The sequence below is a fragment of the Sphingomonas sabuli genome, assembly GCF_014352855.1.
In the GTDB taxonomy this organism is placed as follows: Bacteria; Pseudomonadota; Alphaproteobacteria; order Sphingomonadales; family Sphingomonadaceae; genus Sphingomicrobium; species Sphingomicrobium sabuli.
Map to the genome: position 1 here is coordinate 1,089,535 of NZ_CP060697.1, position 21,519 is coordinate 1,111,053.

The window sequence follows — 21,519 nt, forward strand, 5'->3', positions numbered from 1 at the left end:
CGATCGTCCGAATTACTTGATCTGGTCCGCCAGCGCGGCCGCGAGCATCTTGATCGCGCCAGCGGTAAGCGGCCGATCGGTAGTTCCGACATTCTGTTGCGGGAGCGCGCGGCCGTCGACCGTAGCGACTGCCGACATCTGGTGCGGCGATTTCACCGCCAGCGCGATGGTCACCGACGACGCGTCGACGCCCGCTTCGGCCACTTTCGGGGCCAGCGCGCGCTCGATCGCCGCGCAAACGCCGGCGCTCCCGCCGAGGTCGGCGGGCAGCTTGCCGGCGTTCTCGACGGTGCAGCGGATTGCCGGTCCAGACGTGGTCCCCATGGCGCAAGCGCTCCCAGACACTGCGGCGAACACGGCCGCACTCACAATACAGCGAGTGGCAAACATGATTTGAACCTCCCCGCCCCCAAGCAGTCGATTGCCTGCATTACCCTTGCGCAAGCTGGCCTGCAAAACCATCATTACGAAGCAAAAAGTGAACAATGGCTGTCTGTTAGCCCGTTTTTTTGTAAAACAGGCAAGGGTGTCAAGCACTTAGACGGATTGACATCAGGGAGGTAATAATCGAGTTGCAACCCCGGCACAGCGCAGGAACGCGGGCACAATCGTGAACATCTTCGGAATCACCTTACCGCCATTGCTGGCTCGCGCGGCGCGCGAGTGCAAATCGCATTTCCTGTCCGCCGGCCTGTTCAGCATGTTTGTCAACCTGCTGTACCTCGCGCCCGCCATCTACATGCTGCAGGTTTACGATCGCGTTGTCCCCACGGGCGGGATCGCGACGCTCGCCTTCGTCACGCTTGCGCTGGCCATCGCTCTGCTCAGCCTGAGCGCGTTCGATGCGGTCCGCCTGCGCTTGCTGGTGCGGGCCAGCCTGCGGCTCGACGCATTGGTCGCCCCGAGGCTGCTCAAGGGCACCATCACGCAAGGCGGCGCCGGCACCCAGGCGATGCGCGACTTCGACACTATCCGCACGACCGTCGCCAGCCCGGCGTTTGCAGCGCTGTTCGATGTGCCCTGGCTGCCGATCTTCTTGATCGTGTCTTTCATGCTGCATTTCTGGATTGGCGTACTGGCCATCGTTGCGTCGGTCGCGATGCTGGCGCTCGCCTGGGCCAACCAGAGGGTCACCCGCCCCGCGATCAACGAGGCGACGGCGACACTCGCCTCCGCGGCCAACTGGACGCAAGGGGCCGCGATGCAGGGCGAGTCCGTGCGCGCGCTGGGCATGACGTCGCGGATCGTTTCGCTCGGTCTCGACAAACGGTCGGCGGGCGTGGGCCAGCTGGCCGGATCGCAATTCGACGGCAGCCGCTTCACCGCCGCTGGGCGTTTCCTGCGGATGTTCGTGCAGTCCGCGGCGCTTGGCCTTGGCGCGCTGCTGGCGGTCGAAGGCAAGATTTCCTCCGGCGCGATCATCGCCGCCTCCATCGTCGTCGGCCGCGCATTGCAGCCGGTGGACGCCGTGATCTCCGGCTGGGGATCATTGATGTCGGCGCGGGCCGCGACCATGCGCCTGTCCACCGCGCTTGAGAATGAGCCGGTCGACGACCCGGTCCGCACGCGACTGCCCGATCCCAAGGGGCAGGTTTCGCTCGACCAGGTCGGCCTGCGCATGCCCGATGGGCGGCCGATCCTGTTCGGCGTGTCGATGGACGTGCGGCCCGGCGAGGCGGTGGCGCTGATCGGTCCCAGCGGGTCGGGCAAGACCAGCCTGTCGAAGATCATCGTCGGGGCGACCGAAGCGTCGGTCGGCACGGTGCGCATCGACGGCGCCAAGCTGTCGGACTGGGACCCGGACGAGCTGGGTCGGCACATCGGCTATATCCCGCAGCAGCCGTCGCTGCTCGAAGGCACGATCCGCGACAATATCTGCCGTTTCGATGACAATCCCAATCGCGCCAACGTCGACGCGCACGTCGTCGAGGCCGCCAAACTGGCCGGCGTGCACGAACTCGTCCTCCATCTCCCGCAAGGCTATGAGACCGTGCTCGGCCCGATGGGTCAGGGCCTATCCGCCGGTCAGGCACAGCGCATCGCGCTCGCCCGGGCGCTCTACGGTTCGCCCGCTCTGCTGGTGCTCGACGAGCCCAACAGCTGGCTGGACACTGACGGCGACGTCGCGCTCGCCAATGCGGTAAAGGCGATGAAGGCGCGGGGCAGTGCAGTGATCATCGCCGCGCACCGCAAGACGGTCCTGGAATTCACCGACAAGGTAATGGTCCTCGAGTCCGGCCGCCCGCGCATGTATGGTGAAACGTCTGCCGTGATGGCCAAACTGATGGCCCCCGCCCCCACACCGGAGAGCGCCGCATGAACATCGGAAACCAGCGCTTCGACCTGCCCGAGCCCGAAGAGGCGACGCTGGACGATCCCAAGCGTGATATCCGCATCGGCCTTGGCATTGCCATCCTGTTCTTCGTCGTCCTGCTTGGCTGGGCCGCGCTGACGCCGCTCGACGCGGCCGTGCGCGCCAGCGGGGTGATTTCCGTGTCCGGCAACCGCCAGGCGGTGCAGCACCCGACCGGTGGCGTGGTCACCGCCCTCAACGTCAAGGAAGGCCAGATGGTGCAATCCGGCGCCGTGCTGGTCGAATTGTCCGCGCCGGAAACCAAGGCAGCGGAACGGGCGCTAACCAGCGACTATCTCATGCTGCTGGCGCAACGGGCCCGGCTTGCGGCCGAGCAGGCGGGCCGGTCGTCCCTGACCCCCCCGGCGGAGTATGCAGACCTGCGGCCCGAAGACCGCCCGCTGGCGCAACAGGCGCTGCGGATGCAGATGGGCGAGCTTCGCGCGCGCAGTTCGTCCATGTCGGCACAGCAATCGGTCCTGTCGCAGCGCGAGCGCCAGCTGGCCGAGCAAGGCTCGGGCTATTCCGAGCGCCGCAAGACGATGGTCGAGCAGCGCCGCATCCTCGATGAAGAACTCAAGGGCCTGCGTTCGATTGCCGAGAAGGGCTTCGCGTCCAAGAACCGCGTTCGCGCGCTCGAACGCGCCGAAGCCGAGCTGCGTGGCCAGGAAGCGGCGATGACCGCGGAAATGGCCCGTGCCGGCGAGGGCATGGGGGAAACCCGCATGCAGTCGCTGTCGCTGGTTCGCTCCACGCAGGAAGAGATCGCGACCAACATGCGCGAGACGGAAGCGCGGCTGTCGGAAACGTTGCCCAAGCTGATCGCGGTCCGCGAGCAGCTCGAGCGGGCGCAGATCCGGGCGACCGCCACGGGCCGCGTGGTCGGCCTCAACGTCTTCACGGTCGGCGGCGTGGTCGCACCCGGCCAGACGCTAATGGAAATCGTGCCGGAGGACCGCCGCCTGGTCGTCCAGGCGCAGGTCAATCCCGCCGATGCGGACAATGTTTACGCGGGCCAGGAAGCGCAGCTGCACTTCGAAAGCGTGCGCGACAAAAACCTGCCGCTGATGAACGGCACCGTGACCAACATCTCGGCCGACAGCTTCAGCGATGAGAAGACCGGACAGCGCTATTTCCGCGCCGAAATCGAGGTACCCCGCGAGGACTTCGAAATGATCCAGCGGACGCTGGGCCAGGGCCAGCTGCGTCCGGGCCTGCCGGTCGACGCGATGCTGTCGGTCCGCAAGCGTTCGGCGCTGGAATATCTGCTCGAACCGCTGACCAGCAGCTTCCGGCACGCACTCCACGAGGAATAGGCCACAGCGACCGATGAGGTCGCCCAGCCCGAATAGCGACCGGCGTTGGCACATCGAAGCCGGCGCCCGAAGAGTGTTATTGTAATGCGCTAGGCGAGAGCGGACGGAGCTGTCCGCTGGCGCGCTTACTTTGGTCACGCCTCGAAGCAGAGCGCGTATGGTGTCTCGTCAGGCGAAGGCTTGCAGTGCTCCATCGTCGCGTGACGACCCACCGACCGGCTCAAACCTTGGGTACTCTTCAGCCCACCTTCGAAACTAAGCCAAGCCTTGGCTACATCCTACGCTGCTGACATCGCACGGCGGCTCACCTGACCAGTTGCGAGACGTCCCGCCCATCGGAGCGAAGTGGCGGCGCTGACGTGCTGCCGCTGGCGATCCGAGGCCCTGCGTCCTGTCGCGCATAATCACAGCGCACAAAAGAAAACGGCCCGGGGAAACCCCGGGCCGTTCCTTTAGTCTTCCGAGTGGCGTTAGCCGCGCTCGGGAGCCGGCGGCGGCGGCGGCGGCGGCGGCGGCGGCGCAGGGCACACTTCCGTCGCGAGGATCACCGTGCCGTCCGGGCAGGTCTGAGTGGCCGGAGCCGGAGCCGGCGGCGGCGGCGGCGGCGGCACATAAGCCGGAGCCGGTTCGGCGAGGCCGAACTTCACGCCAACACCGAGGAGACCGGTCACCATGTGCGTGCCACCGGAAACGTTGCCACGCTTGTAGTCCGACCAACGGCCTTCGGCCTTCACGTAGAAGGGACCGCTGACCTGATGCTCGACGCCCGCACCGAGGACCCAACCACCACGCTTGTAATTGTCGTAGTAGTAGCCCGGCCAGCCCGCACCCTGCGGGTTGGTGGTGCCAGGAGCGAACGGAAGGAATTCCTTGCGCTGTTCGTTCCGAACGACGCCGGCCTTCGCGTAAACGAGGGTCGCCGGAGTGACCATGGTGCCGACGCGAACTGCAGCGCCCCACTCTTCAAAGGTCTTGTGGTGAACGAGGCCAGCACCGTCGATGGTGTTGACTTCGGCCGGGCAGTCATCCTTCGCGGAGAAGCACGAACCGGGCCACCAGAACGTACCTTCGGCACCGACGATGATGCCGCCGAGGTCGAAGTCGACGCCTGCGGCTGCGCCCCAACCGAGGGACGTGTCGTGATCGCCGGCAGCGTTGAACTGGCTGACGCCAGCCTGCAACTCAGCGCGCACGATCTGGGCATTTGCGGTCTGGGCGCTGAGCCCCATCACCGCTGCGAGCGCCGTGAGAGCGCTGGTGTGCAACAACTTCATGTGATTACCCCTTTCTCAACTTCACAAATATCAAATGCGGAGAAACGTTCCCGCCATCCCGTGGGTTTAATTCAGATCGAGCGAGACAGTTCCAGAATTTCTCGCACCAAATCTGTTCGAACCCAAATTCCTTACCGCGACCGACTTATACGGCACCGGCACTGAATACGTATCGTTCTAAATGCCTATCAATAACATCCGCAGCAACGCGGCACACTCACAGTTTATCCACGCCTGACAGTCAAGCCCGCAAATTTCGGCCTCATGATGCGAAAATGACACAGGTCCTGCCTTGAGCCGAGCATGTACTATCGTCTCATGCCGCGATTGCCTGTGCAATCACCGCCTGAGTTTGGTGAAGAAATCGCGCGTGCCCTAGCTGCGAAACCGCTCCGCACTGCCCGGGCGCCACGCGCTCGCCGGCTATTTCGACATCGCCTGATAGTGGCATGATAAGCACAGGCCCGCCACCCCACTCGGCCACCAGCGCCTCGGACGGCGGACCGTCGAGGCGAGCGGCGCGGAAGTGTGGGCCGTCGACCAGCCGCTCTTCCCCACTCGGCGGGACCTTGCGATGCAGGTGCTCCGGATAGGGTTCGCCGCGTGCGATCGACAGTCCGTCGTCTAGATGGAGGTCTCGCGGACGGCCGTAGTCATAGAGGCGATAGGTCAGATCGCTGTTCTGCTCGACCTCCAGCAGCGTCACGCCGGCACCGATCGCGTGGATAGTGTTCGCCGGAATATAGAAAAAGTCCCCGGGCTCGACCGGATACCATACCAGCATGTCCTCGATGCTGCCGTCGGTAGCGGCGCGGCGAAGGGAGTCCGGCTCCACCGGCTCGCGCAAGCCCACCCCGAGCGCCGCGCCCGGTTCCGTGTGCAGGATCAGCCAACATTCGTCCTTCCCCTGCCGGCCGATGCCACGCTCCAGCGTCTGTTCGTCGGTGGCATGTGCCTGGACCGACACCTTCTGGCTGGTGAACAGATATTTGGCTAGAAGACGACCGACGCCCGGCGGCGGCGGAAACCAGATTTCGCCGATGCGTCGGTCGGGAACCGCGTCGAACGGCGGCGGGAGCCGGTCACGGCCCCATGGCTTTTCGACCAGCCGGCCGGGGACGCGACCGTCGATCATTGGCCGGGTTTCGCCGGATTGCCCGCAGCCGCCGCGCTGGCGACGAGCACGTCGTCGCCGTCGATGACGACGACGATATTGTCCAGGCCGATCGCCCGGACGCGCGGGCCGTCGCTGTCGACCAGTACGCCGCGGCAATCGACCAGATCGGCCGGGCCGCGCACGCTGTTGCCGGCAGCGTCGTTCGGGCGCGCCGCATGGAGCGCGTTCCAGTCGCCGATGTCCGACCAGTCCATGCGCGCCATTACCATTGCCACCCGGTCACTATTTTCCATCACTGCATAATCGACGGACTCAGCCGCAATTTCCGCAGTTGCTGCGGCTGCGGGACGAAATTCATTCGCCGCCGCCACACCGTCCGCGACCGCGCGGGCGGCACATTCGGCGAGTTCGGGACGATATCGGCGCAGCTCGTCGAGGAAGTCCGCCGCGCGGAACGCGAAGATCCCGCCGTTCCAGACGAAGTTGCCGGATTCAACGTAGCGGACCGCCTCCACCTGCGCGGGCTTTTCTTCGAAGCGGGCAACCTTGAAGGCGCCATCGCGGTCGTCCAGCGGATCGCCGCGCTGAATATAGCCGAAGCGGGTTTCGGGAGCGGTCGGCTCGATGCCCAGGCAAACCAGCCAGCCGTCGGCCGCCACCGCGCACGCCTGTTCCGCCGTGCGCAAAAAGGCGGCGGTGTCGCCAATATAATGATCGCTTGGGCACACCAGCATGATCGCGTCGGGCGGCAGCCGGCCTGCCGCGAATGCGATCGCCGCGGCCGTCTGCTTGGGCTCGGGCTCAATGATGAACTCGGCGACGTTCGCCGTGGCTGACTGCGCCTTGGCCAGCGCCTGATGCTCGGCGCCGGTAACGACGATGGCGGGAGCGAAGGGCGGCTCGCCGAACCGCGCCAGCGCCTGCTGGAAGAGACTGGTCTCGCCGAGCAGGGGAAGAAACGGCTTGGGAGCGGCGGGCCGGCTGCGCGGCCACAGGCGCGTACCGCTGCCTCCGCACAGGAGGACGGGATGAATGTTCACCGCCATGCCGCTTTGTCAGCTCCCCAGTCCCGGCAGCGTCGCCGGGCTCTACTCCGAACTATCGCGCACCATGATTTTGCGGGCACCTACTAACGGACTGGGACCTGTCCGCAATGCCATTCGTGCGTCCGGCCCGTGCAGCCTTCTCCGGCTTGAGTTGGTCCGGGCTGGTGCTAGGACGGCCTGGCGCGTGGCGCTCGGCACGCCGCTCAGGGTCTAACGCAGCACGTTCGAGGAGCGCGGGATTGCCGACAGCAGAGGGGCGCTCCGCACGGGCCGGCACGGGCCCCCGCGCTCGCCTGTGGCTGGCCGTGCAACGCGACGCGTTCCTGCAAAATCCTGCGCTTTACCTGCGTGCCGTGGCTTGGCGGGCCCGTGGCCTCAAGGTGCGGTCCCGCAATGCGATCGCGCCGATGGCCGGCCGTTCCGCCCGGGCATACGAATATTGGATCGCGGCGCACGAAGCCGCGCCCGAGGGCAGAGGTCCCGAGGGAAGCATCCTCGTCGCGGTCGACTGCAGCGCCGGAACGGAGGGGATCGAACAGAGCCTCGCGTCCATGCCGATCGGGCAGAAGATCGTCATCGTGGGCGGGGCAACCGCCGACGTCCCGAGCGTCGCCCGCGCGGCCGACCTAGCGAACCACCTTCCGGCGAGAGGTGGCTGGGTCCTTCCCCTGCCCTGCGGCGACCTCCTCTCTTTCGGCGCGCTGACGTCTTATGCCCGGGCAGCGGCCGAACCGGGCGTTACGCTGATCTACGCGGATGACGATTTGATCGCGCCGTCCGGCAAGCGCCGGGCGCCCCACTTCAAGCCGGACTGGAATCCGGAGCTGTTCGAATGGCACGACTTCATCACCGGCTCGTGCGCGATCAAGACGGACCGCGCCAAGCTGGCCGCGCTACCCGACACCGGGTGGATCAGGGCGCTGGCGCAGACGGCGATCGGCGAAGGCGTGCCGCTGCACCTCCACCGCGTACTCCACCATCGCAGGAACCGGCCTGATCCGGTTCTGCCCGCACAAGCAGTCGGCCAGGCCCTCTCAAGCCCGCCCCTGGTGACGGCGATCATCCCGACGCGCGACCATGTCGCCCTTCTGCGAACCTGCGTCGAGGGATTGCGAGGGGCCGACTATCCGGCGATCGAAATCATCGTCGCCGACAACGACAGCCGCGAGAGCGAAACCCTTGCCTATCTCGCAGACCTGCGGCGCCTGGGCGTCAAGGTGATCGACTGCCCCGGACCATTCAATTATTCCCGCATCAACAACGCCGCCGTTGCCCATGCTACCGGCGACCTGCTCTGCTTCCTCAACAATGACGTCGAGATGGCCGATCCGGGCTGGCTGTCGCCGCTGGTTCGGCAGGCGGTGAGGCCCGACATCGGCGCGGTGGGCGCGCGCCTGCTCTACCCAGATGGCACCATCCAGCATGCCGGGGTCTACACCGGGATCGGCGGAGGCGCGGGTCACGCGCATCGTTTCCAGCAACGGGACGAGACCGGCTACTTCGATCGCGCCCGCCTGCCGCAGCGGGTCAGCGCGGTCACCGGTGCGTGCCTGGTAGTCGCGCAAGACAAGTTCAATGCGGTCGGCGGGTTCGACGAGCAGGATTTCGCCGTCGCCTTCAACGATGTCGACCTTTGCCTCAAGCTCAACAGCCGGGGCTGGCAATCATTTTACGAGCCGCGCTCGACCCTCATCCACCATGAATCCAAGTCGCGGGGCAGCGACCGGCTACGCCGCAACCGCACGCGCTTTGCCGACGAACTGGCCGCGCTGAAGCGCAAGTGGGGCACGGACCTGGCGACGGATCCGTATCACCATCCGCACCTCAGCCCCTTTTCCGAACAGTTCGTGATCGGCATCTGACGGCGATGGACCGGCTTGCGCTTCCCGAAGTGACGCTGTGCGCGGCGACCTCCGTCAATATCGAGGCCACATTGGCTGCGCTTGTCTCCAGCATGGAGCAGGTTGTTTTCGGCAAAGTGCTGATCTTCACGCACCAGCCCCCGCGCGATCTTCCCGAAGGCATCGACTTTGTCGCCATTCCGCGGCTCGGTTCGAGCGCGGAATATTCGTCCTTCATTCTCGAGGGGTTGGGACAGCATATCGAAACGCCGCACTGCCTCGTCGTGCAGTGGGACGGGTTCGTCCTCGACGCGGCCCATTGGGATCCTGATTTCCTGACCTATGATTATATCGGCGCGCCGTGGCCGCAATTCGGCGACGGCCACGACGTCGGCAACGGCGGCTTTTCCCTGCGCAGCCAGCGCCTGTTCGACGCGTGCCGCGACCCGGCTTTCGACGCTACTCTGGCGGAGGATGTCGCGATCGGCAGGGTCAACCGGCACTTGCTGGAACAGGACCACGGTATCCGTATCGCCGCCCGTTCAGTCGCAGCCCGCTTCTCGTTCGAACGCGGCGAACCGGACGGGCCGACGTTCGGCTTCCACGGCGTGTTCAACATGATCCCGCTGCTTGGGAGCGACCGCTTCTGGCGAACCTATGAAAGTCTGGACGACCGCGGCACGGTGTTCGTCGATTACCGGCTGTTGATGCAGCAGCTGGGCAAAGGACGGCATTCGGCAGCCCGGCGGGCTCGGCTGACAGCCGATTATCTCAAGACAATCGCCCGGAGGCGAAAGGCCCCTCAGGCGTAGGCGAGGCGCCGCTTCGTGCCGTGCGTCGATTCCAGATACAGGTCGCGCTCATGCAGCCACAGGTCGGCGAAATCGCAATCCTGCCACTCTTCGAACCACGGCCCGCCATTGGTGAAGTGAATCGCCTTGGGCGTGTGATCCGGCTTTTCATATTCGCCGTCGAGGAAGTTCCAGTCGAGGTCGAGTGACCCGATGGCATCGTCTTCCAGCCATTCGAACCGATGCAGGAACGCGCCGGTGGCGGTATTGACCAACCGCGGCGTCAGCGCCTTCACATCCGGGTGGTCGCAGTTGAACAGCATGAACGACGACCAGTTCTTGCGCGGATAGACCGACTGCGGCCGGCCATCCATCTTCACCCGGTAAGCGGGCTTGTAGTCGTGCTTGACGCAATAGAGCGCCTTGCTGTCGTCGAGCCCTTCGAACACCTCGCGGACATCGGCGGTGAACAGGAAGTCGCAGTCGCAGAACAGCACCCAGCCAGATTCTCCGGCCAGATAGGGCGTAAGGAAGCGGGTCAGCGAGAATTCCGTGGAAGCGGTCAGGTCGTGCGGACGCACGTACAAGCCGAGCTCGCGCAGCACGTTCTGGCGAATCGGGATGGCTTCGACCTGGTTTTCTGAATGGCGCAGCAGCGAATGACGGCAGACTTCCCACGCCAGCTCTTCCCGGCTGTCGTAGCCAATGAAAACCTTTGGCTTGAGATCTCCGCGCATCTTCAAATCCTGTTGTACTTAAACCACTTGCCAATGCTTGCGGAGGTGACGCATGCAACGCAACCATCCGAATGGCAAGCCCTGATACCCCGTCTGGCCGAGACTTTTCCGATCATACATTCTTAAAACATGTTGTGTTTACGGCATGTTGACGGAGTGAACTGCAACAAACCGCCTGCTGGGCACTGTCGTTCCCTGCGTCTTCGCCCATATTCTCGCGATCGTTACTCAAACAACACACTTGCTCGCCCTTGCGTGAACCAAGGCAACACGGCAATCGGATTGCCGTGAAGGGTGGCATGCGCAACGCGAACCGGGGCCTCAAGCGGTCGGCGAAAAGGGCGGGGCGGTCGCTGTCGCGGCTTGTCAGTTCGCCCGCAAAGCGCCGGCGCAGCGAAGTGCTGGACATGGTGCGCGAGTCGCCGCTGTTCGACCAGCGCTGGTATCTCGAACGCTATCCGGACGTCCTTCGCGCCGGGATCGACCCGGTCAGCCACTTCCTTGAAGCAGGCTGGCTCGAGGGCCGCGACCCGGGACCGAGCTTCTCGACCACAGCCTATCTAAAGGGCAATGCGGATGTCGCGCGCTCGGGCATCAACCCGTTGATCCACTTCATCGAGTTCGGCCAGTCGGAGGGCCGCGAAGTGCGATCGCACAACCCCAGCCTGCGCCGTCTTGCGGCCGTAACTTACAAATTCGGGCCGCCTGCCCAGGTTTTTCGTGGCGCAGTGCCGGCGCAAAACCCGCAATTCTGGCTGCAGTCTCATCGCCTGGACGCCGACGACCCATCCCTCGTCCGGGCTGGCGGCTGGCCGGTGGGCTATGCGCAAGGTGCCGAGGTTCGAGACAGTGTCGAGCTGGCCTTTGGCCGCCTTGCCGCCTTGTCCGGGTTCGCGCCGCCCGAAGCTGCGGCGCTCGATGACTGGCCGGAGGACGGCCACGGCAGACTGCGCGACGCGTGGTTCGCCAATCGCGGACAATTGCGGACGCGGTGGAGCGGGTGCGATTTCCCGGTCGTCGTCCGCGCCTATCAGCACGACCAGCTGGACGCCGGCGGGGCCTTGCTCCCGGTGGCCGAGCAATTGCTGGAATCGCCTCTGGACTACGTCGACTGCAGTGTGGGCGATGCGTTTTTTCCGATTCTCTTCGTCTTTTCCGACGCAAGCGGCGCGATCCGCGGCACAACCCTGCTCGCTATCCCGTCTTTCTGCCGCGGCGGGTTGCACTATGCCGAACTGATCGCCGAGGCGGATTCGGCAGGCAGCGCGCCAGACCCCGTTGCTGCGGGGCGCGAGCACATGCTGCGGCTGGCTGGGGTGCGCGGCGAGGGCCGCAGGATCGCGGCCGTGGTGACCGTCGATCTTGGCGGCGCGGATGGAACGTCGCCGATGTTCCAGCGAGAATTTCGCGGCTGGCTCAACCGGGTTGCGGGCGTGTCGGTGGTCGCACGCGGCGATGGTCCCGGCGTCGTCGCCCTGCGACGCGCCGGCGAAGTCGCCGAGGATGATGGGGAAACGCGTTCGCTTCTAATTGGCGCGGACATGATCCCGACCGTCGGCATCCTGTCGGCGTTGGGCGCCGCCGGATCCGCCAAGGACGTGTACGCCCCACTGCTGATCACCAAGCCCGACGCCAGCCAGCCCATCCTGCTGGCGGATATCGGCCGCAGCGGTCCCGCAGTGCTTGGCGCGACTACACAGAGCAATCCCCTGCCCTGGCCGCGGATGCGCGAGCCGTCGGCGCGCGGTGTTCCGACCGTTGCCGCCGCCATCCGCCTTGGCGCAGGCCGGACGCTGACCGACGCGGAACTGCTGGTGCCGGCAAGTGCCGACCTGCCCATTCCCGAAACGCGCGAAGCAACGTCGATCACCTGGCTGCTCGCGGCAGAGGGCTGGCCCGCGGCCGAATTGCTCGAAGCGGCCCGCTCCCTGACGTTGCAGGCCGCGTCCTGCGATCACGAACTCGCGATCGTGGGGACGGTCACGGACGAGACGCTCGCCGCTCTAACGGAAATCCTCGGTCGCCGAACCCGCACATTCGGCGACTTCGCAGGGGCGGTTCAACAGGCTTCGGGCGATTACATCGGTTATCTCGGCCGCGGCGTGATCCTGCACGACCTGCGTACGGTAGACCTAATGCTGGCAATGCTCGACGATCCGGCGGTGACTTCCGCGAGTTGCCCGCTGGTCACGTCCGAACGGCGGGGAAAGAGCTGGCACCTTTCGCTCGCCGACGCCGGGTCCGCCGTGCATCAGTCTGACGGCACGATCGCCGCGCTCGGCGTGCCTGCGCTTGATCTGTGGCGGACCTTCTATCCGGTCGCCCTGCCTCCGCACGATTTCTGGCTGGCGCGGGCGGAGGGCGTAGAGGCATGGATGAGAGAGAATGCAGTCTCGACAGAGGGCGTTCACGTTTGCGCTGCGCTGGTGACCGCCACGACTGCGGGCGCCGGCCGCAAGACAACCCAGTCGCCCGCCGTCCCGGCTTACCCTGACGCGGCGATCCGGACCCGGGTCCTGTACGGATGAAGGTTTCCGTCCTTGTCCCGTCCGACGAGTATAAGGGTTATGCGGGCGCGCGGATCCGCTACGGCCGGCTGACCAAGGCTCTGGCGCAGCAGGGTTTGACCTTGGCGCTGTGCAAGATTGGCGACTTCGAGCCGGCTTCCGACAATTCCGACATCATCATCATCAGCAAATGCCACGACGCGCGGGCGTTGGTTGCCGCCGCGCTCTTCGCGGCGCGTGGCAAGCTCGTCGGGGTCGATCTGTTCGACGATTATTTCAGCCAGTGGGACGACAGCCGGCTGACCCGGTTCCGCAATTGGCTTGGCCAATTGCTCGAACATTGCGCCTTTGCCCTCTGTTCGACCGACGCAATGGCCGGCGTCGTTCGCGAATATCGCCGCGACGTGCCCGTGCACGTGGTCCATGATCCCGCCCCGCCCATCGAAATGGCCGGCCTGCAGAAAATCCTGCGCAAGAAGCTGGCGGAGGCGCGCCAGTCGCGGGTGATGCGCATCGCCTGGTTCGGTGTTGGCGACAATCCGCACTTTCGCATCGGGCTGCACGACGTGGCAGCCTTCTCCGGCAAGCTTCGGCCTCTCCGCCGCGTCGGGATGGACATCGAGCTGACGGTGATGACCAATCCGCGGTCGCTGACGGTCGAGCGGCTGGCGGAGCTGACAACCGTGCCGGTCCGCACGAAGGTCGAGGAATGGAGCGAGGACGGAGAGGACGCGTTGCTCCGCCGCTCGCTGATCGCTTATCTGCCGGTAAACTTGCAACGGTTCAGCGCCGCCAAGTCGCTCAATCGCGCGGTCACCGCTTTGTCTCGCGGCTGCCAGGTGCTGTCGGCGGGCTTCCCGCTCTACGATGCGCTCGACGAGCTGATCTATCGCGATACCGACGCACTCGCTGCCGATCTAGAGGCGGACACGCTGCGCCTGTCGCCCGCCCGGATCGACCGCTTCGAGCAGCTGATGCACGACTTTGCTTCTGCAGAGACCGAGGCGGACCGCCTGGCGCATTTTCTTCACGCCCTGCGACCGCCGCGACCGCAACCGTCGCGCATCGCCCTGGTTCACGGACTGATGACCAACAAGCGCGCGGGGGAAATGGTCGAAGCGGCGGAGGGCCTGACCGTCGCCAGCCCGTACAGCCCGAGCTCGATCCCGGCCGACGTCGTCTTTCGCTGGAATGGCGGCCGGCTCGACATGCTGGTCAGCGGGGACGCGACCCAGCGACTGCGCCCGGCCTTCAAGCGCCGGCTCGCACCCAGGGAAAAGCTGTTCGGACGCAACTTCCTGGAGGTGCCGGACTCCGGCTCTTCCGCGCGCACCGGCGACGCGCCGCGAGCGGGCGGGCAATCGCTAGGCGCGCAACTGGCCACCTACCACTACGCCTTGAAGGAGATGAGCCGGCGGATGAACGATGCTTTCGGAGCGTGCCGGATGGTCGTATCCGAAAATTCCCCGCTCCCCTTCCCGGCCCGGATCTGACCGCCTCTCATGCCCGAACGCCGCACTGCCGTTTTCCTGATCAACCTGGTGCAGGACGTGAATATCCTGCGCCCGCTGGTGTTCATGGCGTCCCGGGACTTTGGAATGGAGTGCCTGCTTCTCGCGTCCGAACAGTTCGTCGGCCGTGACCAGCTTGGCATCTGGTATGGCGAGCTGGAGGAGATTGCGGCGGAGACCGGCGCGCGGCTGCACTTCTTCGCCAACGACTGGGAAGCCCGCCAGCAACTGACCGGCCGCGGGGTCATATTCGCGGCAAGCGAATCCCACCTGCACAATCACGTCACGACCCACTCGGTGTTTCGCCATGCGCCCCCAGGCTACGTCCGGGTGACGTTGCAGCATGGCTTCGAATGCGTCGGCTTTCGCCATAGCGCCGACCATGTCCGTGCCCACGGGCCGACGGCGTCCTTCGGCGCTGATTACGTCTGCGCCTGGGCCGACCCGTCGCGGCTCTATTCGCTGGCCCCGTCGCAGGCGGCGAAGATCATCGTCACCGGGCCGACTGCGGTCTTGCAGTCGCCGACCGGCCCGATACCCGCGCGGCCCGGAAAGCCGGGACTGGTATGCGAAAATCTACACTCCGTGCGGCTCAATGCGGCCGGGGATTTCAAGGGCCAGTTCGTCGCCGCTTTTTCCGAATTCTGCGACCGCATGGCGCGGATCGACCGCAAGGTTGCCCTTCGCCCCCACCCGGGCGGCCAGTATGTCGTCAAGAACAAGGTGCCGTTGCCGCCCAATGCGGTGATGGAAAATGCTCCGATGTACCGCACTGACCTGCGCAGCTTTGCCTATGGCATTTCGGCGCCTTCGTCTGTCCTGCTCGACATGCTCATCGCCGGTATCCCGACCGCCGTCTGGCGCGATCGCGGCGGCAAGATGGATGCCGACGCCTATGCCGGGCTGACCGAAGTGTCGGGGCCGGAAGAATGGTTCGACTTTGCCGCCTCGGCTGCCGCCGATCCGGGCCAGTTCGCGCAGCGGCAGGCGGATTTCCTGGACGCGCAGGGCCTGATCCTCGACCCCGAGGAAGTTTATGCCCGCTTCGCTGCGCTGTTCCAGATGGTGCTTCGTGCCGGCCTTCGTCCGATTGGTGCAGTTGCGGAAACCGATCGCATCCTGTTCGTCGCCAACGCCCGCGTGCCGACCTTGCAGCTGAGCTTCGAAAAGCCGTTGGCACCGCTGGTAGAGCGCGGCGAGATCGCCACCGAACTGCTGACCGAGCTGGAAGTTTCGATCCCGGCGGCGACCGGCGGCGAAGAGGCGCAACAGGACTGGCTGGACGCCTACCTCGACCGCTTCAGTCCCTCAGTCATCATATTCTGCCGGTACAGCGGGCCGGGTACGCGCCAGATGATCGGCTGGGCCCGGGCGCGGGGCGTGCCTGTCATCTATCATATCGACGACGACCTGCTGGCGATCCCGCCGGACATTGGCGAGAAGAAGCACGCCTTCCACAACTCGCCCGAGCGGATCGAGGTAGTGCGGGAAACGCTGGCGGCGGCCGACCTCGTCTACGCCTCCACCGCCCGGCTTAAGGAGACCCTGCTAGAGCATATTCCCGGCCTCAACATCGTCGCCGGCGAAATCTATTGCTCCGGTGCGCTCATCAAGCCGCCGCGCAAGGCGCCAACGCGCAAGATCGGCTATATGGCCAGCGCCGACCATGCGCATAATCTGACAATCGTCCTGCCGGCGCTCGAGCGGCTGCTCGATGCCAACCCCGGTCTCCATCTCGAATTCTTCGGATCGATTCCCCGGCCTCCGCAGCTTGAACGGTTCTCCGACCGCATTCGCACCGCGCCGCCGATCGCGGACTATGAAAGCTTTCTTACGCGCTTTGCCGAATATCGCTGGGACATCGGGATCTGTCCGCTGGCGCCGATCGACTTCAATCTGATGAAGGCCAACACCAAGTGGGTCGAATATAGCAGCGTCGGCGCGGCGGTGGTGGCCAGCCGCGGCACCATCTACGATGAAAGCTGTGCCGGGGGGTGCGGGCTGCTTGCCGGGACCGCGGAAGAATGGTTCGATGCGCTATCGCTGTTGGTCAACGACGACCAGGCGCGGGTGGCGATGGTCGACCGCGCGCAGCGGAAGGTGGAGCAAGACTATAACATCGGCCGTTTGCGCGAGCAGGTTCTAGCAATAGTCGCCGCCGCACGCGACATTGTGGCGCAGGGCCGGCGCTGACACACGCGCCAGGCAGGTAAGGATTTTGGTGAAGGCCGCACTTGGATCGAGGAAGACGACGGCGCCTGTACGGGCGTCATCGCCCGCGCCTGCGAAACCTCGGACGATCATCCTTGTCGGCGACAGCCACGCCAGCGCCGTCCAGCGCGCCATCGCCAAGCGCACGGGCAAGGGCTACGCCGTTCCCCTAACCGCGTACCGCTTTCAGAAGGCGAAGCGAGGCCAGACCCTCGGGGACGTTGCCGTCGATGACCTGCTCGAACGGATCGCTGCGCTTGGCCCTGACGATGTGGTCATCTCAATGATCGGCGGCAATCAGCATGCGGTGTTCGGCAGCGTCCAGCATCCGCGGCGCTTCGATTTCTTCCTGCCGGACGATGAGGCAAAACATCCCGCCGCCGATGCTGAGATTATTCCGTTCCGCGTCCTGACCGACCAGTTCATGACCAGCCTGCGCACTCGCGACGCAAAGCTGTTGAAGGCCATCCGCGAAGCCACGAAAGCCACGATCGTCCACATCCTGCCGCCGCCGCCCAAGGGCGATAACGCGTTCATTGCGTCCTATCACGAAGCGCATTTCGCCGATCAGGGGATCGGCAACCTTGGCGTCTCGGACCCCCAATTGCGCCTGAAGTTCTGGCTGCTGCAGAACCGAATGGTGACGAAGCTGTGCCAGTCACTTGGCATCACCGTGCTGGGGCCGCCGCGGCAGACGGTCGATGGCGGCTTTCTGCGCCGCCAATATTACGCCGACGACGTGACGCACGGGAATTGGCACTACGGTGAGCGCATTCTGCGCCAGATCGAGCGAAGGTTCGGTGCCCAAGCGAGCGGTGCGGAATGAGCGATCATCCTTACAGAGCGCTACCCGACAAGCATTTCTGGCGCCGTTCGGTCGCCAGCCGCGATGTCGCGCGCGTCGACCCGGTCGGCATTTTCGACCTGCAAATCACGCCGAAGACCAAGGTCGCGACGGCAGGCAGCTGCTTCGCCCAGCACATCTCGCGACACCTCAAGCAGACCGGATTCAATCATTACGTCGCCGAGCCGGGCCACCCGCTCCTCACTCCGAGTGTCCGTGCCCGGCACAATTACGGGCTATTCTCGGCCCGCTTTGGCAACATTTACACCGCGCGCCAGCTGTTGCAGTTGTTCGACCGCGCCTACGGCCGCTTCACGCCCGCGGAAGAGGCTTGGCGCAAGGGCCCGATCACCTTCGTGGACCCGTTCCGGCCCACCGCCCAGCCCAACGGCTTCGTCTCGCCCGAAGAGATGCTGGCCGACCGTGCGGGCCACCTTGCGGCCGTGCGGACGATGTTCGAGACATTGGACATCTTCGTGTTCACGCTCGGACTGACCGAATGCTGGCGTTCGCGAGCCGACGGGGCCGTGTTTCCGCTTTGCCCGGGCGTGGATGGCGGGACATTCGATCCCGGCCGCTACGAATATTACAACCAGACGGTGGATGACGTCACCGCGGACCTCGCGGCCTTCCGCGACCGGCTGGCCGAGGTGAATCCGGCCGCACAGATCGTGCTGACCGTGTCGCCTGTTCCACTGGCCGCGACGGCCGAGCCGGGGGGCCATGTGCTTTCGGCCACCACTTATTCGAAGTCGGTCCTGCGCGTCGCCTCGGAAACGGTCCGTCAGCGGTTTGCCAACGTCCATTACTTCCCCGCCTATGAAATCGTCACCGGCGGCTTCAATCGCGGCGCTTATTTCGCCCGCGACCTTCGGAACGTGACCGAGGCAGGGGTGGAGCATGTCATGCGCCTGTTCATGGCCCACGCGACCGACGGGGCTGCGGCTGCCGGCAAGCGGCGCGGCAAGACGCGGTCGGCGGAAGACGACTACCTCAAGCTCAGTCGAGCGATGATCGAGGTCGAGTGCGACGAAGCCATGCTGGACCGCCGCTGACGATGGCTCGGACCGTCCTGATTTCCGGTGGCGCCGGCTTTATCGGCACGCATGTCGCAAGGCTTGCGGCGGCATCCGGGCACAATGTTCGCCTGCTCGATAACCTGTCCGGACAGGTGCACGGCGATAGCGCAGCTTATCGCCCGCCCGATGGAGTCGAGCTTTTCCGCGGCGACGTCACCGAGCGTGGCGACTGGGAGCGAGCGCTCGCGGACGTCGACGCGGTCGTCCACCTGGCGGCCGAGACCGGCACCGCCCAGTCGATGTACGAGATCGACCGCTATTACCGCACCAACGTGCAGGGCACGGCCGTCCTGTTCGACATCCTTGCGGGCGGCTCGCACGCTGTCGGCAACGTCATTCTCGCCTCCAGCCGGTCGGTATACGGCGAAGGCGCCTACGTCTGCCGCAATTGCGATCCTGATGGTGCGCGCCGCTTTCCGCAGTCACGGACCCGCGAGCAGCTGGAAGCCAAGGACTGGGAGCCCAAATGCCCAAAATGCGGTGAAGGGGTCGAGCCCGTCGCGACCGCCGAGGACGATGCGCTGAGCCCGGCATCGATCTACGCCGCGACCAAGCTGGCGCAGGAAGATATCGTGCGGATTGCCTGCGCATCGGCGGGCATCGCCCACACCGTGCTTCGGCTGCAGAACGTCTACGGCGAGGGCCAATCCTTGCGGAACCCCTACACCGGCATCCTGTCGATCTTCTCGACCCGCGTTCGCCTTGGCCTGCCATTGCCGATCTATGAAGACGGCGCCGAGAGCCGGGACTTCGTCCATGTCGACGATGTTGCCGCGACGATCCTCCGCTGCATCGACCATCCGCAGGCCGGCGCTACGATCAACGTCGGGTCAGGTGTCGGGGTGTCGGTCATGGAGGTCGCGACCCTGCTTGCCCGGACGTTGGGAGCAGCCGAGGATCCGTTCATCAGCGGCGAATATCGATTGGGGGACATCCGGCACAACTTCGCCGACATCGGCCGGCTCAAGGCGCTGACCGGATTGGCGCCCTCAGTTGCGCTGGAGGACGGTATCGCGCGCTTCTGCCAATGGGTGCGGACGCAGCCGATCCCCGAAGACCTTCTCGACAAGGCGAACGCGGAACTGAAATCGCGCAACCTGATGGGGTGACGCGGCCAATCGCGGCCAATGTCAGGCTGCTACCCGGTCCGCCATTTCCCGGTGAATCTGGTCGACCCTGGCGTTGAACCGGTTGTCCTTGTTGGCCATCGATTCCGGCGTGACGAACCACATGTAAACCAGCGCGGCATCGCCGTAGTTGATCTGGTGCGAGATGAGCCGGCTTTCGCCGATCCAGACCTCGCCCGGGTCGAAGGCGACCCGGTGGCGTGGTTCGTGGTCCATCCACGTTTTGCGCGTCCCGCCAAGTACGTCCGACGTAATGAATTGCAGCATTTCGTTGGGGTCGCGCCCGGCGAAGCGGCCAAGGTCGTATTCGTCGTAGTGATTGCGGACCCAGGTCGGAAACTGCTCGCCGACACTCCAGATGCGCGGCCGGGTGTCGAGGTTGGCAAAGATGCGCGCCTGATGGAAATCGTCGTCGATCGAGTGGTTGTCCCAGTGCAGATTTTCGAACAGCGTCCGCGACAGCCGCACGCTCGCCTCCAGGCGGAACGGCTGATAGTCGGGAAAGCAGATGCCGAACAGACGCAGCGCTTCTTCGTGCGCCGCCCGCAGCGCCGTCGAGGCGCGCTCGAAACGATCGATATCGCCCCGGCAGATGACGTCGAACATCGCCTGCCGCACCCGATCGGAAAAGATCAGCGTATCGTTGCGCCGGACCGGCGGCTCGCCTTCGAAGAAATGCAGCGAGGTCAGCTTCTTCAGCTTTTTCTTCAGGACGCGGTCCTTGACCTTGTCCAGGGAATTGGAAAGCCGCGCGATCGCCTTGTAATCGAACGGCAGCCGATAGCGCCGGAGGAGGATCAGCCGCCCTTCTTCGAACAAGTCGGCGATGCCGCCACGCTCCTGGATATCCTCGAGCGTCAGCTTGACGAAATAGTCTTCGACCTCCGGATTGAGATCAATCGTCGCCATGGTTTCTTGCCTTCGTCTGCACGGTCATGCCTGCTGCCCGGTCGCCACCGTCGTGTCGGTGCGCACAGGAACGCTGTCGACGCTATTCTCCTGGAACCAGCGGTACAGCGCAAAATCTTCGGCGTTGCGCTCTTCGACCATCGCCCGGTGCTCCGGCGGCAGGAAAGTCGCATAATCCTTGGGCCGGGCGCCGGAGGTGAAGTCGGCACTGTCCTCCGCCACCGGGGCGTCGTTGCGCCGGCGCAGGCTGGCTGTCGGAGCCTCGCGCTGGCGGAGCTGCAGGTGCAGATATTGCCAGGCCAGGTCCGCGCCCTTGTTGTCCCACGCCAGGCAATAGCTTTCCTCCAGCCGCGCAATTGCCGCCTTGTGGTCAGGCTCTTCGCAGAGATACCGGCACATGAGGTTGTCCTGCCGTCGCCGGGTCACCAGCCAGTCGTGATACAGCTTGAACCCGTCGCCGGCGACATCCTGCGCACAGCGATCGGCCAGCTCGCTGCGCGGATTGGCGCGCAGGAACATGAAGTAAAAGGACAGGATGCGGTCCAGTGGATCGCGCAAGGCGACGATGTAATTGGCCTTGTCATAAACCTTGGCCGCGTCGGAGTAGCGGAAGTGGCCATAGACGTAAGGCTTTCCGTCCGCCTTGCTCTGCTCCAGAAACGCGGCACGGACGTCGGGCTTGGCCGTGCTGATCCCCGCCGTGTTGCCGTGACCGAAGATGATCGACATGCCGCCGGTGATGGTCGAGCCACCGGTTTTGGGCACGTGCGTGAACAGCACGGGCAATCCGGTATCGACCGGCCGTAACGCCATGATGTGACCCAATGGGAACTCCGCTCAAGTAATGATTTTGGCG

At 65.1% G+C, this 21,519-nt stretch carries 17 protein-coding genes; 10 read left to right on the forward strand and 7 right to left on the reverse strand.

The features are described 5' to 3' along the window. Window positions 1-12: 12 nt before the first annotated feature. Window positions 13-324 (reverse strand): hypothetical protein, encoded by a 312-nt coding sequence (locus tag H8M03_RS05540; protein WP_187480738.1) that lies wholly within the window; start codon window positions 322-324, stop codon window positions 13-15. 286 nt (window positions 325-610) lie between these two features. Between H8M03_RS05540 and H8M03_RS05545 the strand changes: the two genes are divergently transcribed. After that, the gene (locus H8M03_RS05545; protein ID WP_187480739.1) at window positions 611-2,320 is read left to right on the forward strand and encodes a type I secretion system permease/ATPase; all 1,710 of its coding nucleotides are present in this window, start codon (window positions 611-613) and stop codon (window positions 2,318-2,320) included. Then, window positions 2,317-3,669 (forward strand): HlyD family type I secretion periplasmic adaptor subunit, encoded by a 1,353-nt coding sequence (locus tag H8M03_RS05550; RefSeq protein ID WP_187480740.1) that lies wholly within the window; start codon window positions 2,317-2,319, stop codon window positions 3,667-3,669. The genes H8M03_RS05545 and H8M03_RS05550 overlap by 4 nt, the downstream gene beginning before the upstream one ends. Window positions 3,670-4,139: 470 nt before the next feature. Here H8M03_RS05550 and H8M03_RS05555 read toward each other — a convergent pair whose 3' ends face one another. The 3 genes from H8M03_RS05555 to H8M03_RS05565 form a co-directional block, all read right to left on the reverse strand. Then, a complete protein-coding gene (locus tag H8M03_RS05555) occupies window positions 4,140-4,943 on the reverse strand; it encodes an outer membrane protein (protein WP_187480741.1) in 804 nt (267 codons plus the stop codon). Window positions 4,944-5,259: 316 nt separating this feature from the next. Then, window positions 5,260-6,078 (reverse strand): class I mannose-6-phosphate isomerase, encoded by an 819-nt coding sequence (locus tag H8M03_RS05560; RefSeq protein ID WP_246449121.1) that lies wholly within the window; start codon window positions 6,076-6,078, stop codon window positions 5,260-5,262. Beyond that, a complete protein-coding gene (locus tag H8M03_RS05565; protein WP_187480742.1) occupies window positions 6,075-7,106 on the reverse strand; it encodes a mannose-1-phosphate guanylyltransferase in 1,032 nt (343 codons plus the stop codon). Before H8M03_RS05565 ends, H8M03_RS05560 begins: the two co-directional genes overlap by 4 nt. Window positions 7,107-7,513: 407 nt before the next feature. Here H8M03_RS05565 and H8M03_RS05570 point away from each other — a divergent pair, with 407 nt between their 5' ends. Together H8M03_RS05570 and H8M03_RS05575 are read left to right on the forward strand one after the other, a co-directional pair. Then, complete coding sequence (locus H8M03_RS05570; protein ID WP_246449124.1) at window positions 7,514-8,968, forward strand: glycosyltransferase family 2 protein; 1,455 nt, start codon at window positions 7,514-7,516, stop codon at window positions 8,966-8,968. Window positions 8,969-8,973: 5 nt separating this feature from the next. Continuing rightward, entirely contained in the window at window positions 8,974-9,759 is a 786-nt protein-coding gene (locus H8M03_RS05575; protein ID WP_187480744.1) for a DUF5672 family protein, read from the forward strand. On the opposite strand, the gene H8M03_RS05580 is transcribed toward H8M03_RS05575, so the two are convergent. After that, entirely contained in the window at window positions 9,750-10,475 is a 726-nt protein-coding gene (locus H8M03_RS05580) for a glycosyltransferase (protein ID WP_187480745.1), read from the reverse strand. The genes H8M03_RS05575 and H8M03_RS05580 overlap by 10 nt on opposite strands. Window positions 10,476-10,774: 299 nt before the next feature. Between H8M03_RS05580 and H8M03_RS05585 the strand changes: the two genes are divergently transcribed. The 6 genes from H8M03_RS05585 to H8M03_RS05610 are packed head-to-tail and all read left to right on the forward strand — an operon-like array spanning window position 10,775 to window position 19,736. Next, the gene (locus tag H8M03_RS05585) at window positions 10,775-13,003 is read left to right on the forward strand and encodes a hypothetical protein (protein WP_187480746.1); all 2,229 of its coding nucleotides are present in this window, start codon (window positions 10,775-10,777) and stop codon (window positions 13,001-13,003) included. Next, window positions 13,000-14,475, forward strand: coding sequence for a hypothetical protein (locus tag H8M03_RS05590; protein ID WP_187480747.1), 1,476 nt, complete (start codon window positions 13,000-13,002; stop codon window positions 14,473-14,475). The genes H8M03_RS05585 and H8M03_RS05590 overlap by 4 nt, the downstream gene beginning before the upstream one ends. 9 nt (window positions 14,476-14,484) lie before the next feature. Further along, window positions 14,485-16,686 (forward strand): glycosyltransferase family protein, encoded by a 2,202-nt coding sequence (locus tag H8M03_RS05595; protein WP_187480748.1) that lies wholly within the window; start codon window positions 14,485-14,487, stop codon window positions 16,684-16,686. Then, window positions 16,664-17,530 (forward strand): SGNH/GDSL hydrolase family protein, encoded by an 867-nt coding sequence (locus H8M03_RS05600; protein WP_187480749.1) that lies wholly within the window; start codon window positions 16,664-16,666, stop codon window positions 17,528-17,530. Before H8M03_RS05595 ends, H8M03_RS05600 begins: the two co-directional genes overlap by 23 nt. Further along, the gene (locus tag H8M03_RS05605; protein WP_187480750.1) at window positions 17,527-18,603 is read left to right on the forward strand and encodes a GSCFA domain-containing protein; all 1,077 of its coding nucleotides are present in this window, start codon (window positions 17,527-17,529) and stop codon (window positions 18,601-18,603) included. The genes H8M03_RS05600 and H8M03_RS05605 overlap by 4 nt, the downstream gene beginning before the upstream one ends. A 2-nt stretch (window positions 18,604-18,605) precedes the next feature. Then, window positions 18,606-19,736, forward strand: a complete 1,131-nt coding sequence (locus tag H8M03_RS05610) for an NAD-dependent epimerase/dehydratase family protein (protein ID WP_187480751.1) — start codon at window positions 18,606-18,608, stop codon at window positions 19,734-19,736. Window positions 19,737-19,757: 21 nt separating this feature from the next. Here the strand turns inward: H8M03_RS05610 and H8M03_RS05615 are convergent, their stop codons facing one another. Both H8M03_RS05615 and H8M03_RS05620 read right to left on the reverse strand, forming a co-directional pair. Next, on the reverse strand, window positions 19,758-20,663 hold the full coding sequence (locus H8M03_RS05615; protein WP_187480752.1) for a hypothetical protein: 906 nt from the start codon (window positions 20,661-20,663) through the stop codon (window positions 19,758-19,760). 24 nt (window positions 20,664-20,687) lie between these two features. Continuing rightward, window positions 20,688-21,476, reverse strand: coding sequence for a sulfotransferase family 2 domain-containing protein (locus H8M03_RS05620; protein WP_187480753.1), 789 nt, complete (start codon window positions 21,474-21,476; stop codon window positions 20,688-20,690). Between the last annotated feature and the right edge of the window lie 43 nt (window positions 21,477-21,519).

Bases quoted from the DNA above. Each gene is read 5' to 3' on its own strand.
- H8M03_RS05570 (WP_246449124.1), top strand. From the start codon at position 7,514: ATGGCCGGCCGTTCCGCCCGGGCATACGAATATTGGATCGCGGCGCAC.
- H8M03_RS05565 (WP_187480742.1), bottom strand. From the start codon at position 7,106: ATGGCGGTGAACATTCATCCCGTCCTCCTGTGCGGAGGCAGCGGTACG.
- H8M03_RS05580 (WP_187480745.1), bottom strand. From the start codon at position 10,475: ATGCGCGGAGATCTCAAGCCAAAGGTTTTCATTGGCTACGACAGCCGG.
- H8M03_RS05555 (WP_187480741.1), bottom strand. From the start codon at position 4,943: ATGAAGTTGTTGCACACCAGCGCTCTCACGGCGCTCGCAGCGGTGATG.
- H8M03_RS05620 (WP_187480753.1), bottom strand. From the start codon at position 21,476: ATGGCGTTACGGCCGGTCGATACCGGATTGCCCGTGCTGTTCACGCAC.
- H8M03_RS05595 (WP_187480748.1), top strand. From the start codon at position 14,485: ATGCCCGAACGCCGCACTGCCGTTTTCCTGATCAACCTGGTGCAGGAC.
- H8M03_RS05550 (WP_187480740.1), top strand. From the start codon at position 2,317: ATGAACATCGGAAACCAGCGCTTCGACCTGCCCGAGCCCGAAGAGGCG.
- H8M03_RS05575 (WP_187480744.1), top strand. From the start codon at position 8,974: ATGGACCGGCTTGCGCTTCCCGAAGTGACGCTGTGCGCGGCGACCTCC.
- H8M03_RS05615 (WP_187480752.1), bottom strand. From the start codon at position 20,663: ATGGCGACGATTGATCTCAATCCGGAGGTCGAAGACTATTTCGTCAAG.
- H8M03_RS05610 (WP_187480751.1), top strand. From the start codon at position 18,606: ATGGCTCGGACCGTCCTGATTTCCGGTGGCGCCGGCTTTATCGGCACG.
- H8M03_RS05590 (WP_187480747.1), top strand. From the start codon at position 13,000: ATGAAGGTTTCCGTCCTTGTCCCGTCCGACGAGTATAAGGGTTATGCG.
- H8M03_RS05560 (WP_246449121.1), bottom strand. From the start codon at position 6,078: ATGATCGACGGTCGCGTCCCCGGCCGGCTGGTCGAAAAGCCATGGGGC.
- H8M03_RS05605 (WP_187480750.1), top strand. From the start codon at position 17,527: ATGAGCGATCATCCTTACAGAGCGCTACCCGACAAGCATTTCTGGCGC.
- H8M03_RS05585 (WP_187480746.1), top strand. From the start codon at position 10,775: ATGCGCAACGCGAACCGGGGCCTCAAGCGGTCGGCGAAAAGGGCGGGG.
- H8M03_RS05540 (WP_187480738.1), bottom strand. From the start codon at position 324: ATGGGGACCACGTCTGGACCGGCAATCCGCTGCACCGTCGAGAACGCC.